General features: G+C 71.0%; 16 protein-coding genes. All 16 read right to left on the minus strand.

The features are described 5' to 3' along the window. Positions 1-14: 14 nt before the first annotated feature. The 16 genes from cmk to VFI59_05990 all read right to left on the minus strand — a co-directional run bounded on the left by cmk (position 15) and on the right by VFI59_05990 (position 14,907). Entirely contained in the window at positions 15-674 is a 660-nt protein-coding gene (cmk, locus tag VFI59_05915) for a (d)CMP kinase (protein HET6713228.1), read from the minus strand. After that, the gene (locus tag VFI59_05920) at positions 671-2,056 is read right to left on the minus strand and encodes a 3-phosphoshikimate 1-carboxyvinyltransferase (GenBank protein ID HET6713229.1); all 1,386 of its coding nucleotides are present in this window, start codon (positions 2,054-2,056) and stop codon (positions 671-673) included. The genes cmk and VFI59_05920 overlap by 4 nt, the downstream gene beginning before the upstream one ends. An 11-nt stretch (positions 2,057-2,067) precedes the next feature. Next, a complete protein-coding gene (locus VFI59_05925) occupies positions 2,068-3,162 on the minus strand; it encodes a prephenate dehydrogenase/arogenate dehydrogenase family protein (protein HET6713230.1) in 1,095 nt (364 codons plus the stop codon). Further along, positions 3,149-3,508, minus strand: a complete 360-nt coding sequence (aroH, locus tag VFI59_05930) for a chorismate mutase (GenBank protein HET6713231.1) — start codon at positions 3,506-3,508, stop codon at positions 3,149-3,151. Before aroH ends, VFI59_05925 begins: the two co-directional genes overlap by 14 nt. A 59-nt stretch (positions 3,509-3,567) precedes the next feature. Next, positions 3,568-4,290 carry a pseudouridine synthase gene (locus VFI59_05935; GenBank protein ID HET6713232.1) on the minus strand — a complete coding sequence of 241 codons (723 nt, stop codon included), beginning with the start codon at positions 4,288-4,290 and terminating at the stop codon, positions 3,568-3,570. A gap of 4 nt (positions 4,291-4,294) precedes the next feature. After that, positions 4,295-5,005 (minus strand): SMC-Scp complex subunit ScpB, encoded by a 711-nt coding sequence (gene scpB / locus VFI59_05940; protein ID HET6713233.1) that lies wholly within the window; start codon positions 5,003-5,005, stop codon positions 4,295-4,297. Between the two features lie 13 nt (positions 5,006-5,018). Continuing rightward, positions 5,019-5,774 carry a ScpA family protein gene (locus VFI59_05945; protein ID HET6713234.1) on the minus strand — a complete coding sequence of 252 codons (756 nt, stop codon included), beginning with the start codon at positions 5,772-5,774 and terminating at the stop codon, positions 5,019-5,021. A 21-nt stretch (positions 5,775-5,795) separates the two neighbouring features. Next, on the minus strand, positions 5,796-6,770 hold the full coding sequence (trpS, locus tag VFI59_05950; GenBank protein HET6713235.1) for a tryptophan--tRNA ligase: 975 nt from the start codon (positions 6,768-6,770) through the stop codon (positions 5,796-5,798). Positions 6,771-6,880: 110 nt separating this feature from the next. Further along, positions 6,881-7,552: a site-2 protease family protein gene (locus VFI59_05955; GenBank protein HET6713236.1), complete on the minus strand. Its 672-nt coding sequence runs from the start codon at positions 7,550-7,552 to the stop codon at positions 6,881-6,883. Positions 7,553-7,564: 12 nt separating this feature from the next. Next, positions 7,565-8,878, minus strand: a complete 1,314-nt coding sequence (locus VFI59_05960) for a thymidine phosphorylase (protein HET6713237.1) — start codon at positions 8,876-8,878, stop codon at positions 7,565-7,567. Between the two features lie 36 nt (positions 8,879-8,914). Further along, positions 8,915-10,138 carry a phosphopentomutase gene (locus VFI59_05965; protein ID HET6713238.1) on the minus strand — a complete coding sequence of 408 codons (1,224 nt, stop codon included), beginning with the start codon at positions 10,136-10,138 and terminating at the stop codon, positions 8,915-8,917. 8 nt (positions 10,139-10,146) lie between these two features. After that, the gene (locus VFI59_05970) at positions 10,147-10,500 is read right to left on the minus strand and encodes a TraR/DksA family transcriptional regulator (GenBank protein ID HET6713239.1); all 354 of its coding nucleotides are present in this window, start codon (positions 10,498-10,500) and stop codon (positions 10,147-10,149) included. After that, positions 10,493-11,482 (minus strand): site-specific tyrosine recombinase XerD, encoded by a 990-nt coding sequence (xerD, locus tag VFI59_05975; protein ID HET6713240.1) that lies wholly within the window; start codon positions 11,480-11,482, stop codon positions 10,493-10,495. Before xerD ends, VFI59_05970 begins: the two co-directional genes overlap by 8 nt. A 28-nt stretch (positions 11,483-11,510) precedes the next feature. Then, positions 11,511-12,638, minus strand: coding sequence for an alanine dehydrogenase (gene ald, locus VFI59_05980; protein HET6713241.1), 1,128 nt, complete (start codon positions 12,636-12,638; stop codon positions 11,511-11,513). 98 nt (positions 12,639-12,736) lie between these two features. Further along, positions 12,737-13,258 (minus strand): NUDIX hydrolase, encoded by a 522-nt coding sequence (locus VFI59_05985; GenBank protein HET6713242.1) that lies wholly within the window; start codon positions 13,256-13,258, stop codon positions 12,737-12,739. An 8-nt stretch (positions 13,259-13,266) separates the two neighbouring features. Beyond that, the gene (locus tag VFI59_05990; GenBank protein HET6713243.1) at positions 13,267-14,907 is read right to left on the minus strand and encodes a CTP synthase; all 1,641 of its coding nucleotides are present in this window, start codon (positions 14,905-14,907) and stop codon (positions 13,267-13,269) included. Positions 14,908-14,976 lie beyond the last annotated feature (69 nt).

Below are 14,976 nucleotides of genomic sequence, written 5' to 3' on the forward strand. Positions count from 1 at the left end.
GGGCTCGCGATCGCTCACGGCACGAGCTCCGGCGCCCGCTGCCGCACCGCGGCGACGGCGGCTGCGAGCGTCGCCTCCGGGTCGAGTTCGCTCGTGTCGATCACCGTCGCGCCCGGTGCCGGCTCGTGGGGCGTCGTGGCGGCGTCGCGGCGATCCCGCTCGCCGAGCGCCGTCGCCACACGCTCGACGTCGCCGATCCGTTCAGCCGCCCGTCGTTCGGCACGCAGGTCGGGCCGCGCCCGCAGGTAGAGCTTCACCGGAGCGTCGGCGAAGACCACCGAGGCGATGTCTCGACCCTCCATCACGGCCCCGTGCTGCTCGCCCAGTTCGCGTTGCTCGCGCCGCATGTGGGCGCGGACCATCGCGTGACTCGCCACCTTCGACACGGTGGACTCGACCTCGATGCTCGTCAGGTCGTCCGCATCGTAACCCTCGACCTCGAGTTCCCCAGGGGGATCGACGCGCACGATGAACCTCAAGCCCCGCGCGAGCTCGAGCAAGGCTCGATCGTCGGTGTCCGCGACGCCCGCCCGGAGCGCGGCCGCGGCGAGCGCTCGATACATCAGGCCCGTGTTCACGTACGGAAGCCCGAGCGACCTCGCGAGGCTCCGCGCGAGCGTGCTCTTGCCGCTTCCGGCGGCCCCGTCGATCGCGACGACCCGGGGCGTCGTCATCGGCCACCCGCCGGCTCGATCGCCGCGCCGAGCGTGGCGAGCGTCCGCGTGAAGCCCGGGAACGACACCTCCGCGCTCTCCATGCCGTCGACCTCGACGGATCCGCGAGCTCCGAGCGCGGACACCGCGAACGCCATCGCCATACGATGGTCTCCGCGAGCGTCGGCTCGGCCGCCCTCGAGCCCTCCTCCGGCGACCACGAGGTCGTTCCCTTCGGTGGCCGCGTCACCGCCGAGGTCGCGGATCCCGCGGGCGATGCCCTCCAGACGATCGGACTCCTTCACCCTGAGCTCCCCGGCCGCGAGGAACCACGAGTCCGACCCGGCGTGCGCGGCGAGCAGGGCCAGCACCGGCACCTCGTCGATCACGAGTGGGAGCTCGTCGGCCTCGACCCTCACCGATCGGGTGCCCTCCCCGGGCAACACCTCGATGTCGCCGACGGGCTCCCCGAGTTCCTCGCGCCTGACGATCACCTCGGTTCGCACCCCCATGCGAGCCATCACGTCGAGGAACCTGGTGCGCGAGGGGTTCAGACCGACGTCGACGATCGTGATCGCCGACCCGGTGAGGGCCGCGGCGGCGACGAGGAACGCGGCCGACGAAGGATCCCCGGGCACCCTCGCCGAGAACCCTGCATGCTGGAACCGGCGGACGGCGACGCCGTCACCGGTCTCGATCGGGGCGCCGAGCGCGAGCAGCGCCCGCTCCGTGTGATCCCGGGTCGGCGCCGCCTCGCGCACGATGGTCCGTCCTTCCGCGTCGAGGCCGGCCAGCAACACCGCGCTCTTCACCTGAGCGCTCGGCGCGGGCGATGCGAACTCGACGCCGCGCAGCGGCCCCCCGACGACCGAGACCGGCGCGTGCCCCTCGTTGGTCTCGATCACGGCACCCATGGCCCGCAGTGGGCCGGCCACACGCTCCATCGGACGGCCGCTGAGGCTCGCATCGCCGGTGAGCACCGTGCGGAACGGCGCGGAGGACACCACGCCCATCAGCAGCCGCATCGTGGTGCCGGAGTTGCCGCAGTCGAGCACGTCGGTCGGCTCGACCAACCCAGCCCGCCCCTCACCCTCGACCTCAAGTGCCGTGGTGAGAGCCCCAGAGCGGCTACCCTCGACCCTCACGTTCCACGTGGAACGATGACCCTCCGCGGGGCCCGCATCGTTGGAAGCCCACCCATAGAGTGAAGGTCGAGCCTTGCTAGTGAGCCCTGCGAGGCAGGCGGCGGTCGAGCGCACGTCGAGTGAGGTGGGAACCTCAAGCAGACTGCTAGACCCGGTCGCCGTCGCGGCCAGGATCAGCCATCGGTGCGCGATCGACTTGTCGCCCGGAACCCGCGTGATCCCCCGAAGGGATGTTCCCGGCTCGATCCGGATCCGCATCGTTTCCCGCCTCACGCGAGCCTGATCGGGTCGAGGCCGCCATCCGCGAGCACCGCGCTCGCGCGGTCGGCCGCGTCGGCGGCCACCGTGAGGTGCACGGTGCCCCGGCCTCCCTCCGGCGAGTGCACGATCTGGAGATCCTCGATGTTCACCTCGCCACGGCCCAGCGCAGCGGTGAGATCGGCGAGTGCGCCCGGCCGGTCCGGCACCTCGATCTGCAGCACGGCGACCCCCGCCCGCACCGTGGGCTTGGCGGCGAGCCGCAGCCGAGCCCGCTTGGCCTCGTCGAACGTCGCCTCGACCTCGGCCCCGCTCCCTCCCACGATCTCGTCGCGAAGCCGCGTGAGCCGCTCGGTGTACAGGTCGATCGCCTCGCCGATCGCGAGTCGGTTGGCGAGCAGGATGTCGCTCCACAGCGCCGGGTTGGACGCGGCGAGCCGGGTCAGGTCGCGGAACCCTCCCGCCGCCAGCAGCAGGATCTCCGGCTCGCCTGCTTCCTCGGTCGCGGCCAGGCTCATCAGGGCCGTCGACGCGACCTGCGGCAGGTGACTCACGAACGCCACCAATCGATCGTGGCGCTCTGGATCGAGCCGCACCGGCCGCGCCCCCAACGAGGCGGTCCACGCCTCCAGCGTGTCGACCGCCACGGGATCGCTCGAGCGGTGAGGGGTGATCGCCCAGACGATGCCGTCGACGACCGATGCGGACGCGTGGTCGGGCCCCGACCGCTCGCTCCCTCCCATCGGATGACCAGGCACGAACCGGGCGAGGGCGTCCGCGGGCACTCGAGCGACCGCCTCGCGCACGAGCGCGGTCTTCACGCTGCCCACGTCGGTCACGATCGCGTCGGGCGCGGCCTCGAGGCAGGTCGCGACGAGCGAGGCGATCGTCGGGATCGGGGTGGCGACGACGACGATCCCAGCGCCGACGACGGCGTCCTCGGCGCACGTCGCCGGCCGGAAGCCGGCGAGGGCCGCGGCCCGGGCGGACACGGCAGCGTCGGCGTCCCATCCGGTGACGACGGCCCCGGCACGGGCCGCGGCGAGGGCGACCGACGTGCCGATCAGCCCCGTGCCGACGACGGCGACACGCTCAACCGAGGTCATCACGCAACGACTCGGCCCCGTCGAGGTAGACCGGCCGCACCTCGTCGAGGGTCCGCTCGGTGTGCAGGTGCATCAGCACGCGCACCACGAGAGGCATCGACCCGAGGACGGGGATCTCACGTGCGCACATCAACGGCACCGCACCCAGCCCCATGCGACGCACGGCCTCGGCCGGGAACGTCGACCTGATGTCGTCGGTGACCGTGAACAGCATGCTGATCAGATCGCCGCCGGAAGCCGAGTTCGCCTCGAGGAGCGCCCAGACGAGGCGCTCGGTCGCATCCAGCACGCACGACGGGGAGTCCTCCGTCACCTTGATGGCCCCGCGGACCGCGCGCACCGTCATCGTGTGTCGCCCCTTCGCTTTCCGCCCGCGCCCGCCGGACGGCGGACCGGGTTCACAGGCTACCGCCCGGCGAGGGCGGCGAGTGCCTGGATCTCTTCGCGGGCGAGGGGCCGCACGGCCCCCGGTTCGAGGTCGCCGAGCCGGATGGGGCCGACGCGTAGACGAACGAGCCGCGTGACCGGGAGTCCGACGGCCGCGAGCAGGCGCCGCACCTCGCGCTTGCGGCCTTCGGTCATCACCACGCGCACGGCGCCCCGGCCCTTCGAGGTCCCGACGACGCGGGCGCGCACGACGCGGGCGGGGCCGTCGTCGAGCTCGACGCCCGATCGCACGCGCGCCATCTGCTTCGCGGTGGGTGCGCCCTCGACCTCGGCCAAGTACTCCTTCTCCACCCGATGACTCGGGTGCATCAGCCGATTCGCCAGTTCTCCGTCGTTCGTGAGCAGCAACAGTCCCTCGGACTCGCGGTCGAGGCGTCCCACGGGGAACACACGCGGACCCTCGGCGGGCAGGTACCGCCGGATGTCGGGTCGCCCCTGCGGATCGCGCAGCGTCGTCACGACGCCCGACGGTTTGTGCAGGGCGTAGTAGCGAACGCTGGGGTCGAGGTTGACGTCGACGTCGTCCACCCGCACGTGCGCGGCTGCGGGCTCGACCTTGTCGCCCAAGGTCGCGATCACGCCGTCGACCGTCACCCTTCCCTCGACGATCAACTGCTCGCATGCTCGACGCGAGCCGAACCCGGCACGCGCGAGCGCCCTCTGCAGCCGCTCCTCTGCCACACGCTCACCCCTCGGGCGGCGGTTCCGCGACCTGACCGGCCGCGTGGCCGCCCACGGTGCCCTGTTCGCCGCTGGGCTCGGATCCCTCCTCGCTCGCGGGCACTTGCGTGGCTGCGTCGTCGAGCTCCGCCTGATCGGTCACGGCCTTCGCGAGCGTGTCCTCGTCCTCGGTCGACGGATCGAGCAACGGCGCCAGCGACGGCAGCGACGCGAGCGATGGGAGGCCGAGCCGCTCCAGGAACCCGGGCGTCGTCGCATAGAGCACCGGCCGTCCGGGTGCCTCTTCGCGCCCGGCCTCCTCGATCAGACCCCGGTCGGTGAGCGCTCGCAACACGCCGTCGGAGTTCACGCCACGGACCGCGCTCACCTGGTGGCGGGTGACGGGCTGCTTGTACGCGACAATCGCGAGGGTCTCGAGCGCGGCCTTCGTGAGCCTGGCCTGGCGGGACGACAGCACGAACTGTTCGACGACCGGGGCCGTGTCCGGGTGCGTGTACAGACGCCAACCACCGGCCACGTTGCGCAGCTCGAGACCCGATCCTCGATCCTCGAGGTCACGCTGGAGTTGATCGCACAGCGCCTCGGCATCGCGGCGACCGACGCCGAGGGCCTGGGCGAGCACCGAGGCCGTGAGTGGCTCGTCGGAGACGTAGAACAGCGCTTCGAGAGCGCGGGTGTCTCGCGTCGGTGCGGACCGGTCGTCGCGATCGCTCATCGAACCAACGACCTCACGCCGTCCACGCGACGTCGATGTCGCCGAAGGTCTCCGCTTGCGCGAGCTCGACCTTCCCTTCACGGTACAGCTCCAGGATCGCCAGGAACCGCACGACCACATGGATCCGCTCGTCGCAGTCGGCGACCAGGTCGCGGAACGTCGCTCCACGGCCGATGCCCGTGATCCGCTCCTCCAACGTGGTCATCGCCTCCGCCACCGTGTAGCGCACCGGCGTCACGTGGGACAGATCGAGGGTCGGTGGGGGCCGGAGCAGCGCCGCAGCCATCGTCGCCAGCTGCTCGGGTCGCAGGTGCGTCATCGGGTCGGGGTACAGGTGCGAGAACTCGGGTCCGGGACCGACGTCGCGGGCGAAGTATCCCGCCTCGTCCTCGAGCCGGCGCGCGATCTCCAGCGCGACCTTGCGGAACGCGGCGAGCTCGAGCGACCGCGCGTACGCGAGGTCGGGCGACCCGCCCAGCAGATCGTCCTCGTCGAGCTCCGCGTGCTTGGGGGTCAGTCGCGACACCTTCAGCTCCAACAGCACCGCGCAGACGGCGAGGAACCACGTGGCTTCCTCGAGGTTCCAGCCCTCGGCGTCCTTCGCGTGTGCGAGGTAGCGATCGGTCACCGTGGCGACGGCGATGTCGCACACGTCGACCTTCTGCTCCAGGATCAGCTCGGCGAGCAGCCGGAACGGACCCGTGAAGACAGGCAGCTCAACCGCGAACTCCCCCGTCGTCGCGGGCGCCGAGGCGGCGGTCTCGCTCATCGCGTCACTCCGGGCCGCCGTTCACGACAGATGCATCGCCTCTCGCACCGCCGCGAGCGTCGCGCGCGCCACCGGTCGCACCTGCTCGGCGCCCTCGGCGAGCACGCGCTCCACGAGCTCTGGCTCGGCGGCCAGCTCGGTGCGGCGCTCCCGATAGGGCCGGAAGTGCTCGATCAAGTGGTCGGCGAGGATCGTCTTGCAGTCGACGCACCCCAGCTCGCCCGAACGACACCCCGCCTCGATCTCGCCGATGCGCTCGGGCGAGAACTTCCGCTGCAGCGCGAAGATCGGGCAGATCTCGGGCCGGCCCGGGTCGCCGCGCCGCACCTTCAGGGGATCGGTGATGAACGAGCGCACGCTCGCCCGGATCTCGTCCTCCTCGTCGCGCACCCAGATCGCGTTGTCGAGCGACTTCGACATCTTCCGGCCGTCGGATCCCGGGATCAGCGGCGTCTCCGAGAGCAGCGGCTGCGGTTCGACGAGCACGTCGCCGTAGAGGCGGTTGAACCGTCGCACGATCTCCCGGCTGACCTCGAGGTGGGCGACCTGGTCCTCCCCGACCGGCACCAGCGCTCCCCGCACGATCGCGATGTCGGCGGTCTGCAGCACCGGATAGCCGAGCAGCCCGTAGTTCGCGACGTCGCGCTCGGCCATGTCGCGCAGGCGTTCCTTGAACGACGGCACACGCTCGAGCCAGCCGAGCGGCGTGATGGTGCCGAGCAGGAGCGCGAGCTCGGCGACCTCGGGCAGGTCGGACTGGCGGTAGACCGTGGCGCGTTCCGGATCGATGCCGGCCGCGAGCCAATCGAGCACGAGCTCGTGCACGAATCCCGGCAGCTCGTCGGTGCGGTCGTAGTGGGTGTTCAGCATGTGCCAGTCGGCGAGGAAGAAGAAGCACTCGCGCGACGGATCGGCCTGCAAGGCGAGCATGCTCTCGATGTTTCCGGCCCAGTGACCGACGTGGAGCGGCCCGGTGGGGCGATAGCCGGTGAGCACGCGCGAACGCGTGGCGGACTGCGTCGAGGCGGCGACGGGCTGGTCGATGCCGGGGATGATAGCGCGGGCATGTCCCCGATCCGTCGAGGGCGGCCGAGCGAGGTCGCGCGTCAGGGCAGCTGCATGACCGCCCGGCAGGTGAGATCGGTGGCTGCGTCACAGATCGCGCTCGTGATCGTGGTGAGGAACCCGAGGATGAGCGTGGAGAAGACGAACAGGGCGACCAGCACGAACAGCGGGAGGTACTTGTCGGCGTTGCGGTACACCTCGCGCGCCTGCGGCGGGAGCAGCAGTCCCACGATGCGGGCACCGTCGAGGCCGGGGATCGGCAGGAGATGGAACACGACCAGGGCCGCGTTGGTGAACGCGAAGACCACCACGGGGCGGGCTGTCTCGAGCGGGAGTCCCCCGATGCGCACCGCCAGGCCGGCGACGATCGTCAGCGTAAGGTTCGCGACCGGTCCCGCGAGCGAGACCAGGACCAGATCGCGCGTCCGCCGAAGGTAGCTCGGGTCCACCGGGGCCGGCTTCCCGTACGCCGCTGGGATCACGAGCACCTGCACGGACCACAGCACCGCGATCAGCACCGGGACCAGCCCGCTCCCGAACGGCTCGAACCACGCCTTCGGGTTGAAGGTCAGCCGACCCCACAGGCGCGGCGTGGGATCGTGCAGCCTCGCCGCGGTGGACGCTCTGGCGTACTCGCGCACGGCCATGCCGATCGCGAGCGAGACCAGCATGAACACCGCCAGGCCGATGCCCCGCGCGGTGAAGTTGCCCACGGCCTCGTCTCCTCACTCGAGCCACATGTGCACAAGTGGCGGCGGCTGCACCGGCCCCTCATGCAGCACGAGCGCATCCAGGACCTGGCGAGCGGCCTCACGCGCGGCGGTGTCGTCACGCGCATGAACCTGCCCGATCGGCTGTCCGGCGTCGAGCCGGTCGCCGATCTTGCAGCGCACCACGATACCCACCGCCGGGTCGATCTGATCACCCTTGCGCATGCGACCGGCCCCGAGCGCCCCGCTCGCCACGCCGATGTCCTCGGTCGCCATCCGGGCGAGCGTACCGGCGCGGTCGGCTTCGATCGGCACGACGACCGGCGCATGGGGCAGCACGCCGACGGGGTCGTCGACCACCCTCGGGTCGCCCCCCTGCGCTTCGACCATCGCGCGGAAGCGCTCGAGCGCCGATCCGTCGTCGAGCGCTCGCTCGGTGTCGCTCGCCGCGGCGTCGAGATCGCGGCCGGACGTCACCGACAGGCCGCGCGCCGCGAACGCGATCGCCAGCTCGCGCAGGCGCCCGCGATGCTCACCCCGCAGCACCTCGACCGCCTCCACGACGTCGAGCGCGTTGCCCACGGCGTCGCCGAGAGGCTGCTCCATGTCGGTGACCGCCACTCGGGCCTGACGGCCCCACCCTCGCGCGAGCCCCAGGCATGCCTCCGCGAGCGCCTCAGCGTCCTCGGGTGTCTTCATGAATGCGCCGGCGCCGGCTTTCACGTCCAGCAGGATCAGATCGGTCTCCACGGCCAACTTCTTCGACATGACGCTCGCCGCGATCAGCGGGATCGACGGCACGGTCGCGGTGGCGTCGCGCAGGGCGTACAGGCGGCCGTCGGCCGGAACGAGCCTCGGTGACTGGGCCGCCACCGCACACCCGATCTCCCGCACCTGGCGCGTCATCGCTTCCGGCTCGAGGTCGGTGTGCAGGCCCGGGATCGACTCCAGCTTGTCGAGCGTGCCGCCGGTGTGCCCCAGCCCCCGGCCCGACAGCTTCGCCACCGCCAGGCCCAGCGACGCCGCGAGGGGCGCGAAGACGAGCGTGACGCCGTCGGCCACACCACCGGTCGAGTGCTTGTCCACCGTCGGGCGGTCGAGGCCGCTGAAGCGCACCGTGTCACCCGAGGCGATCAGCGCGCGGGTGAGGGCGAGCGTCTCCGCCCCGTCCATGCCTCGCAGCAGGCAGGCCATCAAGAACGCCGACGCCAGCGCATCCTCGATCTCGCCCCGCGTGTAACCCTCGACGAACGCCTCGACCTCGTCGGCAGCCAGGGTGTGCCCGTCGCGCTTCGAGGCCACGATCTGGCGAGGATCGCTGACGGTCATCGATGCCTCACCGATCCCCTGCACCAACCCCTGGGCTCACCCTCCACCTGACGTTCCTTCCGATAGCGGGCCGAAGCCCAGTCGATCGGTGAAGCTCGACCCGACCAAACCCTCGACCTGCACCCCGAGGAGCGTCGCGACCGTGCAACCGAGATCCCCGAAACCGTCGCGGACCCCGATCTCGTAGGCACCGCCGGGAACGCCGGCAGCGAGCAGCGGGGTCCGCTCCCGTGAATGGTCGGTGGGTGGGGTCGTGGGGTCACAGCCATGGTCGCCCGTGATCAGCATCACGCCGCCGTCGAGCGACTCGATCAGCTCGGGGAGCCGCCGGTCGAACGCCTCCACCGCGGCCGCGTAGCCAGTCGGGTCGTTGCGGTGCCCGTACTTCGAGTCGAAGTCCACGAGGTTCGTGAACACGAACGAAGGGGCTGGCCGCCCCAGGTACTCGACGGTGAGGTCCACGCCGTGGTCGTTCGAGTCCGAGTAGCACGCCTCGGAGATTCCCTGTCGGTCGAAGATGTCCTGGATCTTCCCCACGCCGTAGACGGGCACGGCCGCCGCCAGGAGGGCGTCGAGCACGGTGGGGCCGGGCGGCGGCACGGAGAGGTCGCGACGCTCGGGACTGCGGACGAATGCGCCCGGTTCGCCTTCGAACGGCCGCGCGATGACCCGGCCAACGCGATGCGGGGGCACCAGGAGTTCCCGCGCGATGCGGCACCACTCGTAGAGGCGGTCGAGCGGCACGACGGCCTTGTGACAGGCGATCTGGAAGACCGAGTCGCCGCTCGTGTACACGATCGGGTCACCCGTGGCGAGATGCTCCTCGCCGAGGCGCGCGATGATCTTCGTGCCCGACGCGGGCTCGTTCCCCAGGACCTGATGCCCGATCGCCCGCTCGAACGGCTCCACGATCTCAGGGGGGAATCCGTCGGGATACAGGGGGAAGGGCTCGTCCAGGCGGATGCCCATCATCTCCCAGTGCCCGGTGGTCGTGTCCTTGCCGGCGGAGCGTTCGACGGCCCATCCGTGCGCCGTGCCCGCGTCCGCCCGGGGGGCCACCCCCTCGATGCTCGTGAGCAGGCCGAGACCGAGCGACTCCAGCGCCGGCGCGTGGATGCCGCCGACGGCGCGCGACGTGTTCCCCAGGGTGTCGGAACCCTCGTCTGCATAGGCCGCGGCGTCGGGCGCGCCGCCAACGCCCCAGGAATCGCACACGACGACCAGCACCCTCGGCACGAGGGGTTCGAGGCGAAGCGCCATCGGCTCGCTCACGCGCCGATCCCGTCCTGCTTGCAGTCGATGCAGAGCATCGCCCACGGGAGCGCCTCCAGGCGCTCCGGCGCGATCTCACGGCCACACCGCTCGCACCGGCCGTAGGTGCCGGCATCCATCTTGGCGAGCGCTCCGTCGACGTCACGCAGGTTGGAGCGCAGCGCTCGCGCCACCGAGATCAGGCGCGAGCGCTCCTCGGTGTTGTGAGACCGGTCGGCGAATCCGGAGTCGTCCACGAACGTCACCTCGTCGGAGTCCGGATCGGCCCCGAGGGCGGTGATCTCCTCGCGAAGGTGCGCTCGTTGGTCGTCGAGCGCCGCCCGCAACGAAGCGGTGGTGGACTCATCCATCGTGTGCCTCCTGACGGTGACCGGTCGCGCCGGTCGAGCGAGCGCCTGCCCCTTCGGGTGGCCGCCGCGCTCGAGGGTGCGACGTGTAGTAGACCTCACGCAGGTGCTCCCGGGTGACCAACGTGTAGATCTGCGTGGTGGCCACGCTCGCATGCCCGAGCAGTTCCTGCACGACGCGCACATCGGCGCCCCCCTCCAGCAGGTGCGTCGCGAACGAATGGCGCAGGGTGTGCAACGAGACGTGGCGATCGATGCCGGCCGCACGAGCGGCGGCCCGCACCATGCGATCGCAGCTCTGGCGAGACAGACGACCACCTCGTTGGTTCAGGAACAGCGCCCCCCGCGCCCGGCCGGATACGAACGCCGGACGGGCCGTCGTGAGGTAGTCCTGCACCGCATCCCGGCCGTAGCGCCCGACGGGGACATCGCGCTCCTTCCCGCCCTTGCCGAGCACCCGCACGGAGCCCTCCTCGAGGTCCACGTCGTCGACGTCGAGCCCCGTGAGCTCGGAGATGCGCAAGCCCGAGCCGTACAGGAGCTCGAGGATCGCGCGGTCGCGCCGGCCCGCCGGGGTCGACGGATCGGGAGCCGCCAGCAATCGATCCACCTCGTCGACGGTGAGCGGATGCGGCAGCGAGCGCGGCAGCTTCGGCTGGGCCACCCCCACCGCTGGGTCGCGGTCGGTCACGCCCTCGCGCACCAGGAACCGGTGGAACGATCGCACCGACGACAGAGCGCGGGCCACCGACGTCGCCCGGTAGGGCCGCTCGTCACCGTGCGTGCTGGCGCTGATCGACGCCAGGAACGATCGCACGAGCGCCTCGTCGACCTTCGCCGGGTCGACCACGTCGCGTGAGGCGAGGAAGCGGGTGTACCGCGCGAGGTCGCGACGGTAGGCGGCGATCGTGTGCTCGGAGAGGCCCCGCTCCACGGTCAGATGGTCGAGGTAGCGGACGACCTCGGTCTCGATCGACGTGGTCATGGCCATCCTCGGCCCGTCGCCCGGTCGCCTAGCCGGCCCCGGCGCCGATGAGTCGCTCGAGCGGCACGGCATCGAGCCCGTGGGCCGCCGCCACCCCGTCGTTCGTGATCGCGCCGCCGAAGACGTTCACCCCAAGGGCGAGCGCCGGGTCGGCGCGGACCGCCTCGTCGAGCCCCTGGTCGGCGATCGCGACGACGTAGGGCAGCGTCACGTTCGTGAGGGCATAGGTCGACGTCCGTGGCACGGCCCCGGGCATGTTGCCGACGCAGTAGTGCACGACCCCGTGGACGACGAACGTGGGATCGGAATGGGTCGTGACGTGTGATGTCTCGAAGCAGCCGCCCTGGTCGATCGAGATGTCGACCAGCACCGATCCGGGTTGCATCGCCGACACGGTCTCGGCGGTGACCAGATGCGGAGCCTTCGCCCCCGGGACGAGCACGGCGCCGACCACCAGGTCTGCATCGAGAACGAGGCGCTCCACCGCGAGTGCCGAGCTCATCACTGTCTGGATGCGTCCGTGCCAGACTCGGTCGATCTCGCGGAGCCGGTCGACGTTGCGGTCGACCACGGTCACCTCCGCCTCCATGCCCGCCGCGATCTGTGCCGCGTTCGCTCCCGCCATGCCCGCCCCGAGCACGACCACCCTGGCGGGGGCGACACCCGAGGCTCCGCCCATCAGCACCCCGCGGCCGCCGCGCGGGCGTTCGAGGCAGGTCGCGCCCTCCTGCGGTGCCATCCGGCCGGCGATCTCCGACATCGGCGCCAGCAACGGCAGCCGGCCGTCGTCGGTCTGCACGGTCTCGTAGCCGACGGAGGTGACGTGGCGTTCGGCGAGGAACCTCGTCAGCCGCTCGTCGGCCGCCAGGTGCAGGTAGGTGAACAGCACCTGTCCGGCACGGAACCGCTCGTACTCCTCCGGTTGAGGTTCCTTGACCTTCACGATCATCTCGGCCGCGGCGAACACCGCATCGGCATCCCCCACGATCTCGGCGCCGGCGACGTCGTACTGCTCGTCGGTGATCGCGGATCCGACGCCCGCGGACGTCTCGACCACGACCCGGTGCCCGGCCCGCACGAGTTCGCGCACCCCCTCGGGGGTCGCGGCGACGCGGTACTCGTTGTCCTTGACTTCCTTCGGGATCCCGACGTCCACGCGCGGTCGCCTCCTCGTCCTCGGCGGCCCGGCGACCACCCGGATCCGCCGGCGCCCTTCCGGGGCAAGCGTACTGAACCGGGCTCAGGCTCGCGGCCTCACGCCTGTGGCAACGCCGGCCGGCCGGCTGCCATCAGCAGCGCCACCGCGGTCTTGGCGTCGCGGACCCGGCCCGAGCGCGCGGCGTCCACCATGCGCTGGAACGGCTCGAGCAGGAGCTCGATCCCCGGTTCGACCGGACCCGACGGCTCCGCCTCGGTGCGCGCCCAGAACAGGTGCACGTACTCGTCGCTCGAGCCGACGGTCGGATAGATGCCACCCAGGAACTCGATCGCCGTGTGGCGGTAGCCGGTCTCCTCGTAGAGCTCGCGAGCCGCGGCGCTCAGGGCGTCCTCGCCGTCGACGTCGAGGATGCCGGCCGGCACCTCGGTCATCACCTGGCGGACCGCCGGCCTGAACTGCCGCACGAGCACGACGCGATCGCCAGGGGTCACCGGCAACACGGCGGTCGCGTCGTGGCGGCGGACGACCTCCCACGGACCAAGGTCGGCCCATTCCTCGACGTCGACCCGTACGAACGAGCCCTGGAACGCGGTGCGTGCGGCGAGCGGCTCGGGCACCGCGCGCTCTATCCCGTGGTCGATAATGAGCGCTCGACGCGCGAGCGTCGGAAGGTCTGGGCGGCGCCGACGAAGTCTCGGAAGAGCGGATGCGGACGCGTTGGCCGCGACCGCAGCTCCGGGTGGAACTGCCCCGCTACGAAGAAGGGGTGGTCGGGCAGCTCGATGATCTCCGTCAGTCGGCCGTTGTGGGAGTTGCCCGAGAGCACGAGGCCATGGGCCTCGAGCTGCTCGTGGTAGGCGGGATTGACCTCCCATCGATGGCGGTGCCGCTCGTACACGACCGGCTCGCCGTATGCCTCGGCGGCCTTGGTGCCCGGCACGAGGTGGCAAGGCTGGGCGCCGAGCCGCATCGACCCGCCGAGGTCGGTGACGTCCTTCTGCTCCGGAAGCAGGTCGATCACCGCGTGCGGCGTGGCGGGGTCGAACTCGCTCGAGTTCGCGCCCTCGAGCCCGATCACGTGACGGGCGTACTCGATCACGGCGCACTGGAGTCCCAGGCAGATGCCGAGGAAGGGCACCCCGTGCTCGCGCGCGAAACGCACGGCGGCGACCTTGCCCTCGACACCGCGGATGCCGAACCCACCGGGGATCAGCACGCCGTCGACATCGCGCAGCGCTTCTTCGGTCGCCCCGCCCCCGAGGTCGTCGGAGGCGACCCACCGGATCTGCACGTCGGCGCCGTGGTGGAACCCGCCGTGGTACAGCGCCTCCATCACCGACAGGTACGCGTCACGCAGGGTCACGTACTTGCCCACGACCGCGATCGTGACGGGCTCGTTCGCCGCATGGATCCGCTCGACGAGCCCGTCCCACTCGGCGAGATCGGGTTCGGTGTGCACTCGCAGGTGGTTCGCCAGCTCCATGTCGAGGCCCTCGCGATGTAGCACGAGCGGTACCTCGTAGATCGACGGGGCGTCGGGGGCGCTGATCACGCCGCTGATCGGCACGTCGCACAACAGGGAGATCTTCTCCTTCAGGTTGCGCCCGATCGGCCGATCGGAACGGCAGACGATCGCGTCGGGCTGGATACCGAGCGCTCGTAGCTCCTTCACGGAGTGCTGCGTGGGCTTCGTCTTCAGCTCGCCGCTCGGCCCGATGAACGGCATCAGTGAGACGTGCACGAACGCACAACGATCACGGCCGATCTCGTTGCGCAGTTGCCGGATCGCCTCGAGGAACGGCAGCGACTCGATGTCGCCGACCGTACCGCCGATCTCGACGATCACCAGGTCGGCCGCCTCGGTCTCGGCGAGCGCCCGCACGCGCTCCTTGATCTCGTCGGTGATGTGCGGGATCACCTGCACCGTCTTGCCGAGGTAGTCGCCGCGACGCTCCTTCGCGATCACGCTCGAGTAGACGGCCCCCGTCGTGAAGTTCGACCCTCGATGCAGGTCGGCATCGAGGAACCGCTCGTAGTGACCGAGGTCGAGGTCGGTCTCGGCGCCGTCGTCGAGCACGAAGACCTCGCCGTGCTCGAACGGGTTCATCGTCCCGGGATCGACGTTGACGTAGGGGTCGAGCTTCTGGATGACCACCTTCAGGCCGCGCGCCTTGAAGAGCCGTCCGAGGGAGGCGGAGGTGATGCCCTTGCCGAGTCCGGAGGCCACTCCACCCGTGACGAAGATGTACTTGGGCTGCTCCCTCACCACGGGACCCGACTCTAGCAGAGGGCTCCGACGCTCCGAGCCACTTCGACCGGAAACATCCCCACGGAT

The sequence above is a fragment of the Actinomycetota bacterium genome (genome assembly GCA_035697485.1).
Lineage (GTDB): Bacteria > Actinomycetota > UBA4738 > UBA4738 > HRBIN12 > JAOUEA01.